At 52.2% G+C, this 17550-nt stretch carries 17 protein-coding genes; 9 read left to right on the forward strand and 8 right to left on the reverse strand.

Annotated elements, in window-relative coordinates:
• Positions 1-211: 211 nt before the first annotated feature.
• Positions 212-589, forward strand: coding sequence for an RNA polymerase sigma factor (locus JMJ04_RS40790; RefSeq protein WP_201376082.1), 378 nt, complete (start codon positions 212-214; stop codon positions 587-589).
• A gap of 256 nt (positions 590-845) precedes the next feature.
• A complete protein-coding gene (locus JMJ04_RS40795; RefSeq protein WP_201376083.1) occupies positions 846-1355 on the forward strand; it encodes a D-alanyl-D-alanine carboxypeptidase family protein in 510 nt (169 codons plus the stop codon).
• A 38-nt stretch (positions 1356-1393) separates the two neighbouring features.
• Here the strand turns inward: JMJ04_RS40795 and JMJ04_RS40800 are convergent, their stop codons facing one another.
• Complete coding sequence (locus JMJ04_RS40800; RefSeq protein WP_201376084.1) at positions 1394-1633, reverse strand: hypothetical protein; 240 nt, start codon at positions 1631-1633, stop codon at positions 1394-1396.
• On the opposite strand from JMJ04_RS40800, the gene JMJ04_RS40805 reads away from it, so the two are divergent.
• Positions 1621-2412, forward strand: a complete 792-nt coding sequence (locus JMJ04_RS40805) for an endonuclease/exonuclease/phosphatase family protein (RefSeq protein WP_201376085.1) — start codon at positions 1621-1623, stop codon at positions 2410-2412. The genes JMJ04_RS40800 and JMJ04_RS40805 overlap by 13 nt on opposite strands.
• Before the next feature lie 524 nt (positions 2413-2936).
• Here the strand turns inward: JMJ04_RS40805 and JMJ04_RS40810 are convergent.
• Positions 2937-3404, reverse strand: a complete 468-nt coding sequence (locus JMJ04_RS40810; protein WP_201376086.1) for a hypothetical protein — start codon at positions 3402-3404, stop codon at positions 2937-2939.
• Positions 3405-3610: 206 nt separating this feature from the next.
• Between JMJ04_RS40810 and JMJ04_RS40815 the strand changes: the two genes are divergently transcribed.
• The 4 genes from JMJ04_RS40815 to JMJ04_RS40830 all read left to right on the forward strand — a co-directional run bounded on the left by JMJ04_RS40815 (position 3611) and on the right by JMJ04_RS40830 (position 6696).
• The gene (locus JMJ04_RS40815; protein WP_201376087.1) at positions 3611-4252 is read left to right on the forward strand and encodes a TetR/AcrR family transcriptional regulator; all 642 of its coding nucleotides are present in this window, start codon (positions 3611-3613) and stop codon (positions 4250-4252) included.
• Entirely contained in the window at positions 4249-5157 is a 909-nt protein-coding gene (locus tag JMJ04_RS40820) for an FAD-dependent monooxygenase (RefSeq protein WP_201376088.1), read from the forward strand. Before JMJ04_RS40815 ends, JMJ04_RS40820 begins: the two co-directional genes overlap by 4 nt.
• A 69-nt stretch (positions 5158-5226) precedes the next feature.
• Positions 5227-5418: a hypothetical protein gene (locus tag JMJ04_RS40825; RefSeq protein ID WP_201376089.1), complete on the forward strand. Its 192-nt coding sequence runs from the start codon at positions 5227-5229 to the stop codon at positions 5416-5418.
• Between the two features lie 426 nt (positions 5419-5844).
• Positions 5845-6696, forward strand: coding sequence for an MBL fold metallo-hydrolase (locus JMJ04_RS40830; RefSeq protein WP_201376090.1), 852 nt, complete (start codon positions 5845-5847; stop codon positions 6694-6696).
• Positions 6697-7092: 396 nt separating this feature from the next.
• On the opposite strand, the gene JMJ04_RS40835 is transcribed toward JMJ04_RS40830, so the two are convergent.
• Together JMJ04_RS40835 and JMJ04_RS40840 are read right to left on the reverse strand one after the other, a co-directional pair.
• Positions 7093-9318 carry a serine/threonine protein kinase gene (locus JMJ04_RS40835; protein ID WP_201376091.1) on the reverse strand — a complete coding sequence of 742 codons (2226 nt, stop codon included), beginning with the start codon at positions 9316-9318 and terminating at the stop codon, positions 7093-7095.
• Positions 9319-9494: 176 nt separating this feature from the next.
• Positions 9495-9884 (reverse strand): hypothetical protein, encoded by a 390-nt coding sequence (locus tag JMJ04_RS40840; protein ID WP_201376092.1) that lies wholly within the window; start codon positions 9882-9884, stop codon positions 9495-9497.
• Between JMJ04_RS40840 and JMJ04_RS40845 the strand changes: the two genes are divergently transcribed.
• Positions 9875-10900, forward strand: coding sequence for a phosphotransferase enzyme family protein (locus tag JMJ04_RS40845; RefSeq protein ID WP_201376093.1), 1026 nt, complete (start codon positions 9875-9877; stop codon positions 10898-10900). The genes JMJ04_RS40840 and JMJ04_RS40845 overlap by 10 nt on opposite strands.
• A 27-nt stretch (positions 10901-10927) precedes the next feature.
• Here the strand turns inward: JMJ04_RS40845 and JMJ04_RS40850 are convergent, their stop codons facing one another.
• Positions 10928-11149, reverse strand: coding sequence for a hypothetical protein (locus tag JMJ04_RS40850; RefSeq protein WP_201376094.1), 222 nt, complete (start codon positions 11147-11149; stop codon positions 10928-10930).
• Positions 11150-12049: 900 nt separating this feature from the next.
• On the opposite strand from JMJ04_RS40850, the gene JMJ04_RS48305 reads away from it, so the two are divergent.
• On the forward strand, positions 12050-12178 hold the full coding sequence (locus JMJ04_RS48305) for a hypothetical protein (RefSeq protein WP_268887425.1): 129 nt from the start codon (positions 12050-12052) through the stop codon (positions 12176-12178).
• On the opposite strand, the gene ltrA is transcribed toward JMJ04_RS48305, so the two are convergent.
• The 3 genes from ltrA to JMJ04_RS40865 all read right to left on the reverse strand — a co-directional run bounded on the left by ltrA (position 12171) and on the right by JMJ04_RS40865 (position 16712).
• Positions 12171-13919, reverse strand: coding sequence for a group II intron reverse transcriptase/maturase (ltrA, locus tag JMJ04_RS40855; protein ID WP_201376095.1), 1749 nt, complete (start codon positions 13917-13919; stop codon positions 12171-12173). The two genes, JMJ04_RS48305 and ltrA, sit on opposite strands and share 8 nt — an antisense overlap.
• A 556-nt stretch (positions 13920-14475) precedes the next feature.
• Positions 14476-15540 (reverse strand): IS701 family transposase, encoded by a 1065-nt coding sequence (locus tag JMJ04_RS40860; RefSeq protein WP_236038958.1) that lies wholly within the window; start codon positions 15538-15540, stop codon positions 14476-14478.
• Positions 15541-15716: 176 nt separating this feature from the next.
• Positions 15717-16712 carry an alpha/beta hydrolase gene (locus tag JMJ04_RS40865; protein WP_201376096.1) on the reverse strand — a complete coding sequence of 332 codons (996 nt, stop codon included), beginning with the start codon at positions 16710-16712 and terminating at the stop codon, positions 15717-15719.
• Positions 16713-17550: the final 838 nt, after the last annotated feature.

A 17550-nucleotide genomic window follows, 5' to 3' on the forward strand; every position in this document is an offset into this window, starting at 1 on the left:
CCTTTCTCGGAACAGACCCATTTTCCAAAGAAGGTTTCTCTTACTGCTCAGAATGGAATCCACACTCCTATAACGCGGGCCAGTATACCTAGTGAATATGCAAGACCTGAGAAAGGAATGGTTTTTATCCTGATGCAAGACTATCCGAAACGCTCTGCTGCTGAACAGGAACGTCTGATCTGGTTGGCCGCTATTTATCGGAACTACTCGTTTGAGATTCAGCGTAGGTGAGGCGGCCCTGGCCGAAGATTTAACCAGTACCGTTTTTCTCAAAGCTATACGATGGTTACGTCAGGAGCAGAGCGAAGCGCAGGTGCGAGCCTGGCTTTATGCTACAGCTCGCACAACCATTGCGGATCACTGGCAGGCACAAAGTCAGTACGAGGTCTACTCTCTCGATAGTGATAGAGACCACTGGCAGGCTTTAGAGGAAGATGCCGAACGTGCTCATAGGAAAGCTGAACAACGTGTACAGCACCTGCTTGGCCTTTTGCCAGAACGTGAACGCAATGTGCTTACCCTGTGTTATCTCCGGGGTTATACGGCCTCGGAAATAGCCAGTGTGTTAGGAACAAATGCCAGCCATTGAAGCTGGTGCCTTGCCATGTGATGGAGCAGAGGAGCTACCTGCTAGGAATGTTGTGCTGTTGTTTCGGGAGAGAGGAGCAGGAGGTGCGTGATTGGTCCCAGGGAGAGAGACCAGCTCAGAAGAGTTGTTCTATACTACTGCTAGTACCCCCGCGAGTAAAGAGTTTCATCCATGGTATAGCGTGAAAGAGCGAGTCCTAGCGATCCGCTCTTTTTTGTGGGCTGGGGGCAGGCGGGAATGCGAGAGCGCGTATGTTGTGGGAAAACGAGAAAGCTCAAGAATTGTATCTTTCTCAGACTCATTTTGTGACGGTGAGCGGCTTAGACACCAATCTGAGCGGCAATTTGCTCACTGGCGACCAGCCTTACAGTACCGCAAGCGATCTCCTTACGCTGACGCGTTATGCCATGGGCATTCCTCTGTTCGCGCACATTGTCTCTCAAAAAACTATGAGATTCCGGAAACGACGACACATACAGCTCACTCCTGGAGTAATAGCAATAGGCTCCTGGGGAGTTATCAAGGGATGCTTGGCGTGAAGACTGGCTGGACAGGAGTTGCTGGTGGTTGTCTGGTTTTTGCTGCCACTCGCCAGGGGCATACCCTTATCGGAGTAGTCTTACATTCTGTAGGAGAGGCGAGCCAGCAACTCCGAGATGACCAGGTAGCCGAGCGTCAGGCATTAGATGGGCAGACTCGTGACGCTGATGCTGTATCACTGCTCAATTGGGGATTCGCCCAGCCTTTAGGGAAGGATAAAAAGTGATGATAGCGGTCACATCTTGTGCCAGTGTATACCTTGCCTCACCGATAGCAAATCGGTTGTGTTGGAAGAAAAAAGCCCACCTGTTCAGGTGAGTCGCAGAACAGAGTGTGTTTATCTGCTTCTTCAGACCATACAAAGAGTCTTCTTCCCACAACAGAGCGCCATATTTGCCCTTGCAGCCATCCTGGCTCCGTATCTTTTTGCGCCCTTTCTTTTCTTCTTGCCTTTCTGTTTTCTGAAAAATCGGGGATTGATACGGATTGTTGTGCTATTTGCATTCTGTCTTTTCTGCTTGTGTTTCTCTCCCCATTTTGCTGCGGCCAGCACTGCTCCCAGTGGGGCGCAGCAGATACGTGTTCTAACCTGGAATTTTCTGGCTGAGAAGAATAGCCGTAGTTCCTTGCGCGATCTACTCGCTAAGCAGAAGCCAGATATTGTGGCCTTGCAAGAAGCGGATTGGCAGGGAATTGATGAATCTTCAGATCTCCTGGAGGAGTATCCTTACCATATTTATCGCCCTGATCAAGGGGCGCCCTCGGGCGAAGCTATTCTTAGTAAATATCCTATTCTGCAGTATGATACCTATAGTGGCGGCGCAAACGGCACCTGGGATTTTCAACGGGTGTTATGGGCTCAACTGGATCTTGGCCATGGAAAGACGATGGTGGTGGTTGATGCTCATCCTATTAATGCGATTAATAGTGTCTATGGCTGTTTCTATTGTCCCCAGATGCGTGACAGGCAAATTACCGAAATTAATCATTTTACTATGGGGCTGGTAAAACAGGGAGAGAATGTCTTGCTCGTCGGAGATATGAATGTAACCGACCGAGAAAAGGCCTATAGCAGTCTGGTTCAGGGCTTACGGGACATCCAGGTGCTTGTTGGAGGGGGATCTGGCAATAGCTGGGGCTTGCCGCAAACCAATCGTTTCTGGGCGTTTGAGCGCATCGATTACGTGCTGTCTGGTCCAACAGTGCAACCATTATATCTCACCACTGATTGTCAGGCGGTTGGAAGCGATCATTGCGCGTTGATCGGAGTGTTTGCTCTTTGAATGCTCATGGGTAAAACCCCTGGGGGAGGAAGAGACCATATTTGAGTGTCATCTGTTCCATTCTTCTTTCTTTGTGAGTAAGAGCACTCATAAGAACGAGTGCCTTCTATGCAGCCAGAACCAGGGCATCGGTGCTCAATAAAAGAAGATAGTTCATCTGTTCCTTCCTTCCTTCCTTCCTTCCTTCCTTCCGTTCGAGCAATTGCGTTTCAAAGGATGCCTGATATTTGGCCTTTATCCATACGACGAATAGGCATGATCTGAAAAGGACATCCTTGATGAGGAGGGAAGAACAGCAATGGCTACTCCACAGATTGGTCATATTCACGTGTAAAAATTGAGGCGGCTCAGCTGTCTATTCGAAGATCACCTGGTTTCACTCCAGCAGGCGTTTCTGTAAAATGGCATGATATTCCCTGGTATGTAAGTAGTGCCTGCATGGCTGAGATGCTTCACGATGGGCGCTATCAGCTGAGAGAAGGGGTCGTGTATGCTTGGTTGATATGAATCTCAGGAGCAAACTACTAGTTATGGTGTGTCAATCGTTGTGCTCGTGTCGGATAGAATGGATACTGCTTACCATTGCCATTCAATGAAGCCTTACACGATGAGAAACCTTCAGGACTCGAGCCATGAGGGTAGATGGCGTTGGGAGCGAGTGTGCCCGGATAGATCATATCGAGGGTGCTGGTGCCGTGTGGGAAGATCACGTTTGGAGACGCGCTATGGGGATAGAGAGCGAGAGTGCTGGAGCTGTGTGGGAAGACGGCATCAGGGGAAGGGTTGCCGTGTGGGAAGATCGCGTCAGGGGAAGGGCTGCCATGCGGGTAGACGGCGCTCGGGATGGAATCTGACGTGAGCCTGGTGTGCGTTGTGGTTTGGTGGGTGGTGGTAAGAGAGAAGGCAGCGATGAGTGCCAGGGTAGCGACAACTGCGAAGATAAGGGTGATGCGCATCCTATTCTGTTGTAAACGGTGCTGTAAATACTGCATACTAGTGTGTGTCCTTTCCTGTAAGGTAAGCTTAAACGAGACGGTGTGAGATGACCGAGCGGCGAGGGCTGCTCGGTGTGCTTGCGGATGCTGTTAAGCTTCTTTAGGACATCCGCAAAGGCTACTTTTCTTTCTGTCATTGACATCCGCCCTCTTTCCTGGCAAAATGACCAGGGTCATTTTGCCAGGAAAGAGGAAGAAGCGCTATGTCACAAGAAAAGCCAGGTTTGCGGGAGCGCAACAAGCAAGAAAAACGCCAGCGTATCCAGCGCGCCGCGTGGCAATTGTTTACCCAGAAAGGCTTTGCTGCAACCACCATGCGGGAAGTTGCAGAACTGGCGCAGGTGGGCAGTGGAACACTTTTTCTGTACGCCAAAGATAAGCCGGATCTGTTGCAACTGGTCTATTACGAGGTTCTCGCCGAAACAATTGAGCAAGCCTTTCGCAACCTGTCAGCCGAGGGAGAACTGCTTGAGACCCTGGTCCATCTCTTCCAGCAATTTTTTCAATTCTACCAGCAGCATCCTGAGAATGCTCGTGCCTATATTAAGGCTGTCTTCATGCCAGCGCAGGGGCAGATGTATGGTCCTCAAACGCTCCAGCAAGTCAGAGATTTCCAGCAGCGCCTGGCTGATTTATTAGCGCAGTTCCAGCAACAGGGCGCAATTGCTCCCAACGTTCCTTTAGACCAGGCGAGCAGCAATTTTTTTGCCCTCTACGTATCCACCCTCGGCCTGTGGTTGAGTGGTTTTCTTTCTTTTGAGGAGGCTCAGGGACAGGTACTACATCGGGCGTTTGCTTTGCAAATCCAGGGCATGCAGTCGAGAGAACCAGGAGTAGAACTATGACAACCCAGGAGCAAGATTTCCCTATCCTGATTATCGGAGCAGGCATTGGAGGACTGGCCACGGCTCTGGCCCTCCAGCAAGCCGGCTTTGCGGTACAAATCTTTGAACGGACAAAGGAGATCCGCGAGTCCGGGTCCGGGCTGACCCTCTGGGCGAACGCGGTCCGCGTGCTACAGGAACTCGGTCTGGCCGACCTGGTGCAACAACTGGCCCAGCAGCCTGCACCCACGCGGGCTGGCTTCTACACAATGCGAGGAAAACAACTGGTCCATCTCCCGCAACGAACAGTTGAGGAACAGTGTGGGGGACCAACCATAGCGATCCACCGCGCGGAATTCCAGGCAGCGTTACGGGAGCGGCTCGCGCCGGGCACACTTGTCCTGGACAAGCAGCTTATCGATCTTGAGCAAGACACTACAGGCGTGACAGCCTGTTTCGCGCGGGGCGAGCGGGTACGCGGCAGCCTGGTGATCGGAGCTGATGGCATCCGTTCGCAGGTCCGTCGACTGCTCTTTCCCCAGAGTCAGCCGCGCTACGCCGGGTACACTGCCTGGCGAGGTATCGCCACGGGCGTAACACCGCCACTGATGGGCGAATTGTGGGGGCGCGGCAGGCGCTTCGGCATTGTTCCCCTGACTAAGGAGCGCGTCTACTGGTACGCGACCTGCAATACCCCGGAAAACGCGGCAGAGAGGCCGCAGGGGCGCCAAAAAGAATTGCTGGATCTGTTCAAAGGCTGGCATCCTGTTGTCAGCACGCTTATCAATGTGACAGAAGCCTCGACGATTCTGCGGAACGAGATCTCTGATCTCCAGCCGCTGACCTATTGGAGCAAGGGGCGCGTAACTCTGCTGGGGGACGCGGCGCACGCGATGACGCCGAATATGGGTCAGGGAGCCTGCTAGGCGCTCGAAGATGCCCTGATCCTGGCCCGGACCCTGCGACACGCGCATTCTCTTGAGAATGCATTAGATATGTATCAACAGAAGCGCCTGGCGCGCGCCAACATGGTCGTCGTGAACTCGTACCGGATGGGCCTGGTCGCGCAATGGGAGCATCCCCTGGCCTGCTGGCTGCGTGATTCTCTTCTGGCGCTCACTCCACCACAAATGCTGCTGAAACAATTCAAATCAGTGGCAAGCTATACCTGGGAGAGCAGCTGTTAGCCTGCAAGAGCCGCGAGCATGCTGGAATGGTTAGCCTTTAGCCAGGTGCCAGATCATTAAGCGAGTCATCGCCAGGTAGATCATGGCCTCGCTACTCTCAGGAAGCGTTTCATAGATGCGCGGGTGCACCGGATGTGGTAATATGCCAGGCGTCTGGTGCTGGTGGAGAAGTGAGTGAGAGGTGAGAAGAATGAAGGGATGACAGGGAAAAGAGGGCAGTGGCCCCCAGAGTGAGCGTGAGCGTGGTCATGTCCTTGCAATCGCGATTTTGTCCTGACACCATGCCGAGTGGTGCGTCAAGCCTCAGAAGAGAATGATGGCTCTTTACGAGTATGTTCACTTTGGCATAGAATACCCACGAGGAGAGCTGTCGCAATAATCTCCTAAGGGGTGGTGTCAGAACGTCGAGCGAGAAAGGCAAAGAACATGAGTCATCACACGCGCAGGATTGACGTTGGTATCGCGACCGTTTCTGTCATGAATGTCGGCGATATCGAGTTTCGCCTGTCCGATGAGCTGGTTATTCCAGAGGAGAAGCAGGATCCTGCGATCGCAGCGCAGCTTGAGCAGCCAGCACGCTTTCCCACCCAATGTTTTCATATTGCCCTTCCCGGGGCGTCGGTCTTGATTGATGCGTGCAACTACATGCGTTCTTTTCCACCATCTTCACCATACTTCCTGCCGGGCTATCAGCCACCGCCAGACCTGGTTACTCAATTAGGCGAGCAAGGAGTACGGCCCGAAGACATCACACACCTCGTCATTACACATGCCCATTTTGATCATTATTCGGGTACCACGACTGAGTGTGATGGGCAGATGGTCCCCTGCTTCCCTCTTGCCAGGTGCTTTCTCGGGCGCGCTGACTGGGAGCGGTCCGAAATGCAGAAAGCGCTCCAGGAACTCCATTCCCAGGATAGGAGCACGCTTGGTGTATTGTACCAGAGGAGGTTGCTGGAGCTGGTGGAGGGGGAACGCGAACTTGTCCCTGGTATCCACATCATCCCAGCTCCTGGCGAGTCTGCTGGTCACCAGATTGTGCGTATCCACTCACAGGGGCAGACACTTTATTGTCTGGGTGACCTCTATCATGATCCAGTGGAGGTCGAACATCCAAGTTGGATGACCTCATGGGCAGATTTCAACACCAATGTGAGCAGTCGCCAGGCGCTCATACAGGCGGCTTTGGACGAGCAAGCCCTGCTCACCGCTGCTCATATTGCTGGCATTGGTCGTGTAGAGCACACTTCTTCTGGCCTCAAGTGGAAGCAGCTCTAGGATGGTGTGGTATCCAAATTTTTGCATGGCATCGTTGTTCTTCATCCACCAGTTCCTTATAAAATGCCGATGGTTTTAGCGGCTGCAAGCAGACAGGCAGTGCCACATAACTTGGCGAAATATCGCTGGAGAATACAATCAAACATCACATCAGTTTGCGCCTTTACGTTTCTCATTATCGCGCCAAATTATCTGACAAGGCAAACCTTCAACTGAAGCAAGTGCGCATCCCCAGGCATATGACCTGGCTGCACGTCGCCAACTTCAACGGATCAACGAGCACCTCATCGACCTGTTTGATACACAACTATGACACAGGCAGGGTAGTGGAAAGAGGCGCTCTTACTACCCTGCCTGTGTCGCTCAATCGCTTGCGCAGAATCTTCTGGCAAGCGATTAGTACTGCCATGCCTTTATCATCTGGTAAGCGGCATCCGTTGGATCTCCAATGCTACGCGCGGCCAGGGCTACAGTGCCATTATTGGGTAGCGTAACCTCGTTGACGGTCAGTACGGGCTGCAAGTTCACATAGAATGTGACAGTAGTATCGCTAATATTGATCGCGATTAAGTTGGAGACCTTCGTTCCAGTTCCGGTATTGATCGCGCTACTCTTTCCCTTGCCATTCGTGAATGGCTTCCCGTTCATACCAATCTCGTACTCTCCGGTTTGAGTGATATAGAAGTAGCAGTACGAATCTTGCGTTCCGAATTGCATCCCACTACTATCACCTATCAGGATAAATGCCTGCACCTGTAGTAATAAGTTAGTTCCTCGTTCGAGCGTTCCCACCGATCCTGATGAATGGCATAACTGTACTGTGCCGCTCTTGCTTGCTTTGGCGTGATAGAAGTTATCACTCTTACCAAAGAAACAGGGAAGATTCTGCTGAGATGTAGAATCGGAGCCATCGTCGGTCGCGGAATTCTCCCATTGTCCCGAATTGGACTTATTTAACAGGTCGTTAAAGACAAGGCTCACGTTTTCAGGAGCAGCGTTAGTATGGTAGAGAGCAGGGATAGTCTGTGAGTCCGCCGCCGCCTGTACCGACTGTAAGTATGTCGCGGTCGCCGTAGCCTGGGCGTTCTTGCTCGTGGTTGCGGTGCCATTAACATTTGCCTGAGCAGTGGCTGTCATGCCCTTGTTGGTTTCCATTATCGCATCGATATTGCTGGTGCCATTCAAATAAATGGCCTCCTTGAGCTGACCCGAAAGCACACAGTTGCTCAAGATGATAATGAGCGCCAGCACGATGCCAACAATGACCAACCCTGGCCGAAATTGTTTGGCGAGATAGCGTGGGATGTCCTGCGGCCCTTCCACCTCTACATAATCATCGAATGTCCTGAGGATGCGTATCATGTGCTCAATCCTAGTCACCTGCTCCGACAACCCGGCTATGTCTGCGCTGGCATTGGCAGGAGTCGTGCTGGCATTGGTGGGTCGTGCCTGTAGAGCTTTAATATCATGAGAGAGGTGCTGTAATTCTTCCAGCACAGGCTGATTATTGCCCGGCTGGATGCCAGGGGGATCAGGACGAAGCGCCAGCGTCACCACCAGCGCGCCGCGTGGGCCGCCCGACTGCGATGGCTTTCCGGCATCCTCGATTTGCAAGACCTGTCCCGCATGCGCATTTGGCGGCACGTTGATCATTACCTGGCGCTTACCCGCCAGCGTCACTGGTAAGCTCGTGCCGGATTGTGCCTCTGCTCGGCTGATGCCAAGCAAGATGTAGAGGTTCTCCCCGCGCTTTCCCCGCTCCGCCACGTGAGCGAACTCTTCGGCGAACTCAATAATTGATGTGTATCGCGCCTGGGGGTCAGGCGCGAGTGCCCGTTGCAGTACTTCACTGGCCCCGGCTGAAAGCCTGGAAGCCTGTACGTCAGCGGCAAACAACGCGGAGTAGCTCTGCCCATTCGGCCTCATAAATGTATAGGGATGTCCTGTGAGGAGTTCGTAGGCCATGGTCGCGAGCGCGTATTGATCACTAGCCGCTACTGGTCGTCCCGCTAACTGTTCTGGTGCCATCGCCGTTTGGTCACGAGAAGGAGTGCCCAAACGAGCTACACTAAAATCTGCTAGCTCCAGGTACGGAAAACGCTCATCATCGCTTTCACGTCGTACCAGGAAGTTTGCCTGCTTGATACCAAGGTGGAGCACATTGCGTTCGTGCGCGTATTGCAAGCTCTGCGCTGCCTGGTGTACGAGTTGTTGTACATCCTGCAACTCTAATTGCGCTGGGGGGCTATTCCTTCTCTGCCAGTAGTCACGAAGCCATCCATCAAGCGAGCGCTCCGCTACCAGTGGCATGACGACATAGATATAATCGTGCTCACGATCAATCTGCTCGCCTGCCATGACCCCGAAATCAAGAACCGGAAGAATATGGGGATGATCCAGTGTGACAATCCCCTCCATAATCTTTCCGAACTGTTGGATGCGTTGTTGCCTATCCGTTGGCCCCTGGTCCAGACGCATAAGCTTGAACGCGACAGGCCGTGCCGTGCGGACATCAACAGCCTGGTAGACCGATTTCGTCTCTCCACGGTTGATGAAGTGTAGCAAGCGATAACGGTCAATAATTGGTTGGTTGACTAAGTCCTGCGTCGATTTACCAATCATAAGCTTTACCCATAGAATTATTCCGATATTCCATCATCAGCTAATTAAAAAGAGTCCGAGAAAATACTCTCTGTCCCTCTATCCCCACTTCCACTACCCCTTGCTTGAGACATATAAACCTCAGTATACCAAGCTCGATCCGGCCCGAAAAGGGATAAATAGGTACAATTCTCAAACTATTGCCATTTCGGCCCGGCTTTTGCATCACCCCGCTTGATAAATGGCATATCTTGCGCTGTACACGAAAAACAGAATGCTTCTTTAGAAGCCGTTAGAAGTTGTTCATGGTTTGAAGGAGAGTACTTTTGGCTATTCATCATTGTTTCGATATCGCGTGCAAAACGGCAACCGACTTTCGTTTCAGGGTTTCGTGGAGTAGACCTTTCTTGCAACAAATGTCCTTTCGCAAAGGCGAGAGTTCCGGGAGGAAATGCATCTGTCAATGGCACTCGTGAACACTCGTACACCATTGCGGCAGGTGATTGCTTGCGATACAGGTGATGCTCGCGTACAATGAGGGGAGACAGGAAGAACGAGAAAGTGAGTAAAAGCAGACTTGCAGCCATTTGAAACCCTTTCGTACCAGGAACAATTGCATCGTTTACAGCATCTCGTCGAAGACATCCTTCCCCATTACGGTCTAGCGTCTGCCCAGTTCGTTCTGTTGCAATATGAGGATAATGCTGTCTATCGGATCATCCCCCGTCCAGGAGAGCACTTTGTACTCCGTGTCAGCGCCGCCGATGGGCATAGTCCGGCAGCGCAACGCTCAGAGATGCAGTGGTTGACGGCGCTGCGGCGCGAGACCGATTTGCTCGTCCCTGAACCCATCCCTAATGATGTTGGAGAACTCGTCACGATGGGGGTAGTCAGAGACGTGCCAGAGCCTCGACCGTGTGTACTCCTGCGCTGGGTTCCTGGGGAACCACCCACACCAGGAATAGAGCCTGCAATCGTCGGACGTATCGGAGCTTTCACCGCTCAACTCCACCAACATGCCGCGCAATTTGTTCCTCCACCAGCCTTTGTTCGACCATCGTGGGATTGGCAACGCTTGTTTGGGGTAGCATCCGTGCTGGGGAACGAGGAAGTTCTCTCCTCTCTTGCTTCACATCAATACGAAGTACTAGCAAAGGTCGCTACCCAGCTGCAACATACATTGTGCCTTCTTGGGAAAAATACGCCTCGGTGGGGACTCATTCATGCTGATCTTCACCGGGATAACATTTTGCTTCATCATGGAGCAGTCGGGGTGATCGATTTTGATGATTGTGGGTGGGGCTACTACGTCCTTGATCTCGCCTCTGTGCTTGACTCCTTTTTCCGCCGTGTCGTCGAGCATCCCAAAGACTACCTGTCGTTACGGGGTGCTTTCTTGAGCGGATATGATCGCATCCGGGCCTTGCCAGTCGATCTAGATGTTCACTTGAGAACCGCCAAGGTGATGCGAGATATGGTCAATGTCAACTTCATTCTCTCTTCAAAGAATGCCAGCGTGCATACATGGGGGCGAGAGCGTTTGGACCACATCATCGTCGGGCTGGAAGCGTATCTGGAGGGATCTTCTAATCTCGGGATCTAAAGATCCCACTGCGTGCTTGCCGCGCCGTTACTTCTGATACTCTTGCCGTTGTACCTGCAGGCGCAAGCCCTCGAAGTACTCACGGTAGCGCGCTAGTTCAGCCTCTAGTTCGGCCAGCAGAGGATCACGTGGTGAAACGGTGTCTGGACACGCTGCCTGGGCGCGTTTCCGCCCGTGCTTGAGGAAGGTGCTGTGTTGTTGGTACAACAAGAGTGGGACTCGCCGCCCATTGGAACAAGTACCGTTCATCTGGTGCATCCCTTGCTTTCCGGTTCTCTGGATGAGTGCGTACCACAGTGGCGAGAGCAGCAGCATAGAGCGCACCACGATAAAGAGACACCGGATCAAATATCAACGCCCCGGTACGAGCTCTGGCAAACGCAAGCTGACGGATGAAACCCGAATGGGGAGTTAAGAGACCGTCTCGTGTGCAAGAGAGGCCAGTAAATTTCCCCAGACTCTTTAGTAAGTCTTTGCGGCGCTGTATATCTTTAGAAGACATGCTAAGTGTCGTATTTGCTTGTAAAAGACTATATTTGAATATCTAGCCAATCCACAAGAGATCTTCTTCAGGGCCCAAAACTCGCCGAAGAATTCACGTTTGGCTTGTACAAATTCTCCTGAAACGAACAAGCCCCACAAGCAGAGTGTGCGATGGGGCAAGAATACCGCTCTTGTCTTTACGACGCCGCCTCTGCTCGTCTCTGAATGCAGCATCGTTAAAATGTTGTTTGAGAAACCGATAGGGCAAGCGCGGCAAAAGCGCGTGTTCGATCTGTGCTCGTTGCTGAGGAGGGAGTTGCTGCAAATAGCCTAATCCTACAGTTGTAGATGACTTGCAGGATTGAATCGACGTTTGTAATGGCAAAGTCGCGCGAGAGCTTGATGCGTGCGTCGCCAGAATGACCAGGCCAGGTCATAGGCAAAAGAGAGAGACGGTGTACCAACAAGACGAAAGAAAAGCCGTCGTATTTCGGCAATAGAGAGAGGAACCATTACAGGGAGATCAGAAGATACGTGCGTTTGAACAGAGTCAGCCTCCTCTGACTCTGGAGTCTGGAGAGACTGCCCAGGTTTTTTGAGTGCGTCTTTTTCTCCATTGGCTCGCAAAGCCGTTAAAAAGGCCATAGCAAACATGGAAAAAGTTACGTGACGGTACCAACCGTGCCAGGAGCGGACTTCCGTATGGTCGGCGATGAGGTCGCCCTCACCGCCGCCAATCCCAAACTGGACATGAAAGTTTCCCTTCATCCAGCTTTTCAGTGTATGGTCATTTGATATTGATACCTGCGGCTGCGAGTCTGAGGAGTTTTTCGGTCTCAAGATGTTTCGCATGTCGCTCATCATGGCAATGTCGATGGATCACCATTTTGTTACTCAGGTGTTTGTGTTTGTGGTCCCGGTCAATATGGTCCACTTCTATGATGTCTCCATCCTGAAAGTGCAGTTCGCACCAGCGGCATTTTCCCTGTTGTTTCTGGAGAAGTCGCGCTTTCGTCTCATGCATCATCGGATGAGATTTCAAGCGTTGGCTCCAGTAAAGCAAGTTTCCATCATACGGACTCGCTGTTCCCTTCACTTTTCTGTACCTCTGGATGGCAGTTTTGCTGTGTGTTCGCATTTCTGCGCCTGTGGATGTTGCAAATACCCATTTGCGTTTTCCCACCTGATGCCAGTATCGCTGCATCATCCATTGGGTTCCTTTATCGGGATGTCTGGCCCTTGCGCATGCGGCAAGTTGTTTCCACAGCACCTCGTCACATCGGCTAAAAACCGCCGATGCGACTGATGTCTTGTAATAGGCTGCCCATCCCCAAATGATGGGATTCAGTTCTTTGATCAGTTGCTCTTGCGAGGCTGAGCGGAACTTGCGCAGTCGTTCTTTGATGGTTAACTTATGCCGTTTGATCGCTTCTTTGCTCGGCGTGATCAGGGTTCGGAAGCCCAGTGCCTTTCCTGCTGTGCCTTTGCCGGTGTGGGTTTTCCCCGCCGGGAACTGGCGGATCGTAAATCCCAGGAAATCGAAACCCACTTGCCCTTGATAGGAAGTGAGCGTGTGCGTCATGCGCGCTTTCGTTGAACTCAGCTTCAGTCCCATCTGTGCCAACCAATGCGTTACCCGTTCGGCCACCTTTTGTATCTCTTCGAGATGAGAGTGAAACAGGACAAAATCGTCGGCGTACCTTACCAGGAGCGGCTTTTCAACCGTGTAGCTTTTCGAGTACCCCTCAGTGATTGCTTGTTCCATCCCATGAAGTGCTACATTCATGAGTAAGGGCGAAATCGCTCCTCCCTGTGGAGTTCCTCTGTCCGTTGGAGAGAAAACCTGCCCCTCCATGACCCCTGCTTGTAGCCAGCCTTTGACTGCTCTACTTAACACAGGAGATGCCTGAAGTTTGCGGAGTAACGCCTCCTGATCGATGTTGTCGAAGGCTCCTTTGATATCAGCATCAAACACATATTTTGGTTTACTTCTGATCGCATTGAAGATCGCTTCTTGGGCATCATGGCAGGAGCGACCTGGGCGAAAGCCGTAACTGTTGGGTTCAAATTTGGCCTCCCATTCTGGTTCCAGAGCCATTTTTGCGAGAGCCTGTTTACACCGCTCAATCATCGGTGGAATGCCCAATGGGCGCTGCTCAGCTTTTCCTGGCTTGGGTATCCAGACCCGACGTACCGGTTGAGGAGTCTGCCCTTTCCAGTGCTTCGGGTGAATGCGTTTGGCCATGACGAGACGATCGTGCGGTTTGACGGATTTTACCCCGTCAATCCCGGCGGTCTTCTTGCCCTGGTTATCTTGCGTTACTCGGCGCACTGCCAACAATCGTGCCGCTTCTGATTTCATCAGGAGTTTTTGAAGTTTTTGAACTGTTCGTGTCTTGCCACGCTGACTGGCTCGATAGATTCGCTTTGGGATGTGGAAACAATGTTTCTCTAGCTTGCGCCAGGGAAGTTGGTTCCAAGCCTCACTCGCGGGGTCTGGCTCACGCCTTTCCCTGGGTGCTTTTCTGTCTTGCATCTGACTTGTTCACTATCTTCCATACAGCAGTGCCTCCGTCTGCTTGCGCTTCTGAGGCAATCGCTCCATCGGGCGCTTGCGGCCTGGCCGCCTACTCATCGTATCGACCATCGATGAGAGCGTGCCGATGGTTATCCCGTTCCAATGTCTGTTTTGCGCTCCTTTAGATGGGTGCTGTCCACCGGAGATCTTCCTGAATGCAATGAGCAGAAGAGTACAGACTGCTCACAGTCGTGTCCAACGGATGGGTAGGGCACTGCGATCTCGTCCCTTTTGGGCAAGCCTGTTATCCTGCGTAGGCTTGTGCCTGGTTACGATGGGTCCATCACACCTTCGACTACTCGCCGTGTTCGACGAGCAACTCATCATGGGAGCTAGCTTGCAACTTGTCCGTCTCAGGATGACGATTGGGCCGCTTTCTTTCCCGCTTCACGGATTGATGACCAGTCGCTACCGTGGGGAAAGTGCTGTCTGCCTTTCATCTGGCAGGAGAGGAATTTCGCCTCTCATCAGATCATTAGTTGTCAAATTGCTTTGCCACGCATCCCCCGTGTTTCTACGGTTTCGCGTGAACGGGTCGCGCATACTTATCCAGGCCCACTTCTTCTTTGCCTTCCTCAAAACATTGCTCCACCGTCCAGCGCATGCCGAAAGCCTCTACCATCTCCTGTAATGTCGTCCCAACGGGGGCAAAGACCGCCTTCTCCACCGGTTTGGCTCCCTCATCCAGGCGTTGTCGAACGAGCAGCCAGCGCTGCCACCCGCTGCTCTCAGGTGCCGCGAGTTCAATGCGCGCCCAGGCGAAGAGACGCGGTCCTTTGCTCCCTGTGCCTGCACTCAGCTCCTGCCAGTCTTCCCTCGCGAGAGCCTGGGCGAGTTGATCCACTCGCCTGCGGGTTCCCTGCACCTCCACATGCTCTTTGCAAGCCACTGCTAACGTATACGCTTGCTTACGGGCCTCCAGACCAGAGCGCAGCGCCTGCACGCTTCCATACACGGTATCACCAGTTACCCAGGCGACGAGGAGACCTGCATCCAAGGTGCGCCAGAGCATGCGGGCAGCCAGTTCCGGCTTGGTGGCAAAGGTCACCGAAGCAGGCACATGAACTTCTTGACAGCGCTGCTGATCATTAGTCCAGCTCTTGGGCAGATACAATTCGCGGTTCAGCAGTGTGTGTCCACATGAACTGGCGTAGGAAAGAAAAACGCCGATCTGGCAGTTTTCGATGCGCCCTGCTGTGCCACTGTATTGGCGTTGCACACCTGCAGATTTGCATCCCTTTTTGAGAAATCCTGTTTCATCAATGACCAACACTCCGTTGGGAGTTGCAAGAGTCTCCAAAATATATATCTGCAGCATATCTCGCACCCCATCGCAATTCCACCTGGCTCGATCCAACAAATGTTGCATGGCATACGGCGTGGCGTCACCCACCTCTTCAGCCACTTGCCACCCGTTTTTTCGTGAGGCCCCACTCATTAACCCCTGCACATAGGCGAGTGCTCGTTGATGAGACTCTGGTCGAACGAAGCAATGCCTGATCCGTCGGTTCAGATCGTTGAAAGCCGTAGTCCACACTTCTTCAGGAGATGGACTGACCGAGGGAAAACGAAGAGGCATATGGAGTTCTCCTTAACGGCGCGGAGGCTGCTTTTCTTCTTGCCAAGAGTGAACTTTGTAGAACGATGGGAGAGGGAAGAACTATCAGAGTATGAAGATAAAAAGGATGCAAGAGACAAAAACGAGTGAGAGGAGCTTCGGCACTGGTGCTAACCCCACCCACTCTGATATATTCTCTATGACCCAATGTGCTTCTGTATGTCCTGCAAACTCGCTTTTTCCGCAACAAATTGCAGAGCCTGTGCTACCTGGTCAATTGCTGTTTTCCCAGCATCGAGAACTCCCGCGAAGCCGAAGAAGCCATGGATCATGCTGGGATATCTCGTCAATGTGACACTCACTCCTGCCTGCTTGAGGCGGTGGGCATACGCTTCTCCTTCATCGCGCAGAGGATCACATCCAGCAGTGACGATCAGTGCTGGCGGAAGGTGAGCCAAATTACTCGCCTTGAGGGGAGAAATCCAGGGATGGCTACGGTCCTGATCGCCATACGTGAGGTCAAAATCACGTTTCACCTCTGCTCGATTGATCACGATACCATCGTAGTCCTGCCAGGAACGAGTGTCAAAGTCAGGATATCCAAAAGTGCTTGGATTGATCAGGATCTGCAACGCTATGGCAGGTTTGCTCCGTTCGCGGGCCATGATGGTGGTGGCGGTCGCAAGTAAGCCGCCAGCACTATCGCCGCCAATGGCAAGCAGGTTAGCATCGGCGTTGATCTCTGGAGCATGGGTCGCAACCCATTGAGTTACGGCGTAAGCATCTTCCCAAGCGGCAGGAAAAGGATGCTCAGGAGCAAGGCGATAATCCACTGAGACAATCAGCCCGCTGGAGCGGTTAGAAAGCTGGCGCAATGGGCGATCAACCGTATCCAGATCACCAATCGTGCAGCCACCTCCATGTAAATAGACGAGGGCTGGTAAGCCCGTCGCGTCACATGGTTGATAGATGCGAAGAGGGAGAGGACCACCAGGGCCAGGAAGCACGCGTTGAAAAATGCGGAAGACCGGCTCCGGCTCTCCTGCAAGAGGATCGAGCCGGTGAAAACCGATACGACTGGCCGCAATCTGTTCCGTTATGGTGAATGGGTGAGTTGGCAGCGGTCTGCTCGCCGCGTCCGCTGCCCATTGGGCAAGTAGTTCTCTGGCCTGTGGATCGAGTTGGTTCTGCATTGGTTCTTCCAAAAGAGCAAATGCTCTGTAACTGGGAATAGTGTACCCGTATGAAAGCCAGATGTACATTGTTTTTCAAAAGTGATATGGTAAAATACTTCCAAAAAACAAGAAAAAATTGCGTATGACTTTGAAAGACGAGTATCTGCTTGATGAGACTGGATGGAGCATTCTTCGAGAACTCCAAAACTGTGGACCAGTCACAACATCCGTTGTGTTATCCACTCCACGTTCTGGAGAACCTCTCAAACAAGAAGCTGTTGGTAAAGAGCACTCTGGGCGACAAGAAAAGCTGTGAATGCTGAGGGGAAGGTTGCGGGGAAAAGCCGTTACCTTATCTACAACTGTAGGACTAAGATACGACTCTGTGAGTGTACGATATGTTTTGAAGCCTTCATAGAGCTTTGAGGTAGTTGCATTTTGAACGACCACGCTTTTCCATATTTCTTTGGTCAGTTCAGCGGCAGATTGAATATGACAGGCGATCTGGATATCCCTTAGAAAGCGGTAGAGCCTTTGGATCAGAGCATAGAGGTCGTTTTCATCTCTTGACTCACAGGTGTAGCCCGCGACAAGAGCTACACCTGCGTGGCAAATGGACTGTTTGCCACTGTGTTCACAAGGTAGCCCATGACCTTCCCAGGAAGGTAGGTCCAATTGATGCCTGGAGCATGATGAAGATCCAATGGGAGTCACTCAAGGAAGATCTGGAGATGTAAGGTATGATTGTCATCACTGAAATTCATCCGTCTCTTGGCCGGCTGTTCTGCTTCTTGCTTCGCCAGGGTTTGGCTCATCCTTTATCCTCCCAGAAAGCAAGATCGGCTTGTATTTGTTG

Source organism: Ktedonobacter robiniae, from assembly GCF_016587375.1.
Classification (GTDB): domain Bacteria; phylum Chloroflexota; class Ktedonobacteria; order Ktedonobacterales; family Ktedonobacteraceae; genus Ktedonobacter; species Ktedonobacter robiniae.

Excerpts from the sequence above, each read along its gene's own strand:
- JMJ04_RS40800 (WP_201376084.1), bottom strand. The coding sequence starts at position 1,633 with ATGCAAATAGCACAACAATCCGTATCAATCCCCGATTTTTCAGAAAAC.
- JMJ04_RS40810 (WP_201376086.1), bottom strand. The coding sequence starts at position 3,404 with ATGCAGTATTTACAGCACCGTTTACAACAGAATAGGATGCGCATCACC.
- JMJ04_RS40815 (WP_201376087.1), top strand. The coding sequence starts at position 3,611 with ATGTCACAAGAAAAGCCAGGTTTGCGGGAGCGCAACAAGCAAGAAAAA.
- JMJ04_RS40820 (WP_201376088.1), top strand. The coding sequence starts at position 4,249 with ATGACAACCCAGGAGCAAGATTTCCCTATCCTGATTATCGGAGCAGGC.
- JMJ04_RS40825 (WP_201376089.1), top strand. The coding sequence starts at position 5,227 with ATGTATCAACAGAAGCGCCTGGCGCGCGCCAACATGGTCGTCGTGAAC.
- JMJ04_RS40830 (WP_201376090.1), top strand. The coding sequence starts at position 5,845 with ATGAGTCATCACACGCGCAGGATTGACGTTGGTATCGCGACCGTTTCT.
- JMJ04_RS40835 (WP_201376091.1), bottom strand. The coding sequence starts at position 9,318 with ATGATTGGTAAATCGACGCAGGACTTAGTCAACCAACCAATTATTGAC.
- JMJ04_RS40840 (WP_201376092.1), bottom strand. The coding sequence starts at position 9,884 with ATGGCTGCAAGTCTGCTTTTACTCACTTTCTCGTTCTTCCTGTCTCCC.
- JMJ04_RS40850 (WP_201376094.1), bottom strand. The coding sequence starts at position 11,149 with ATGAACGGTACTTGTTCCAATGGGCGGCGAGTCCCACTCTTGTTGTAC.
- ltrA (WP_201376095.1), bottom strand. The coding sequence starts at position 13,919 with ATGCAAGACAGAAAAGCACCCAGGGAAAGGCGTGAGCCAGACCCCGCG.
- JMJ04_RS40860 (WP_236038958.1), bottom strand. The coding sequence starts at position 15,540 with ATGCCTCTTCGTTTTCCCTCGGTCAGTCCATCTCCTGAAGAAGTGTGG.
- JMJ04_RS40865 (WP_201376096.1), bottom strand. The coding sequence starts at position 16,712 with ATGCAGAACCAACTCGATCCACAGGCCAGAGAACTACTTGCCCAATGG.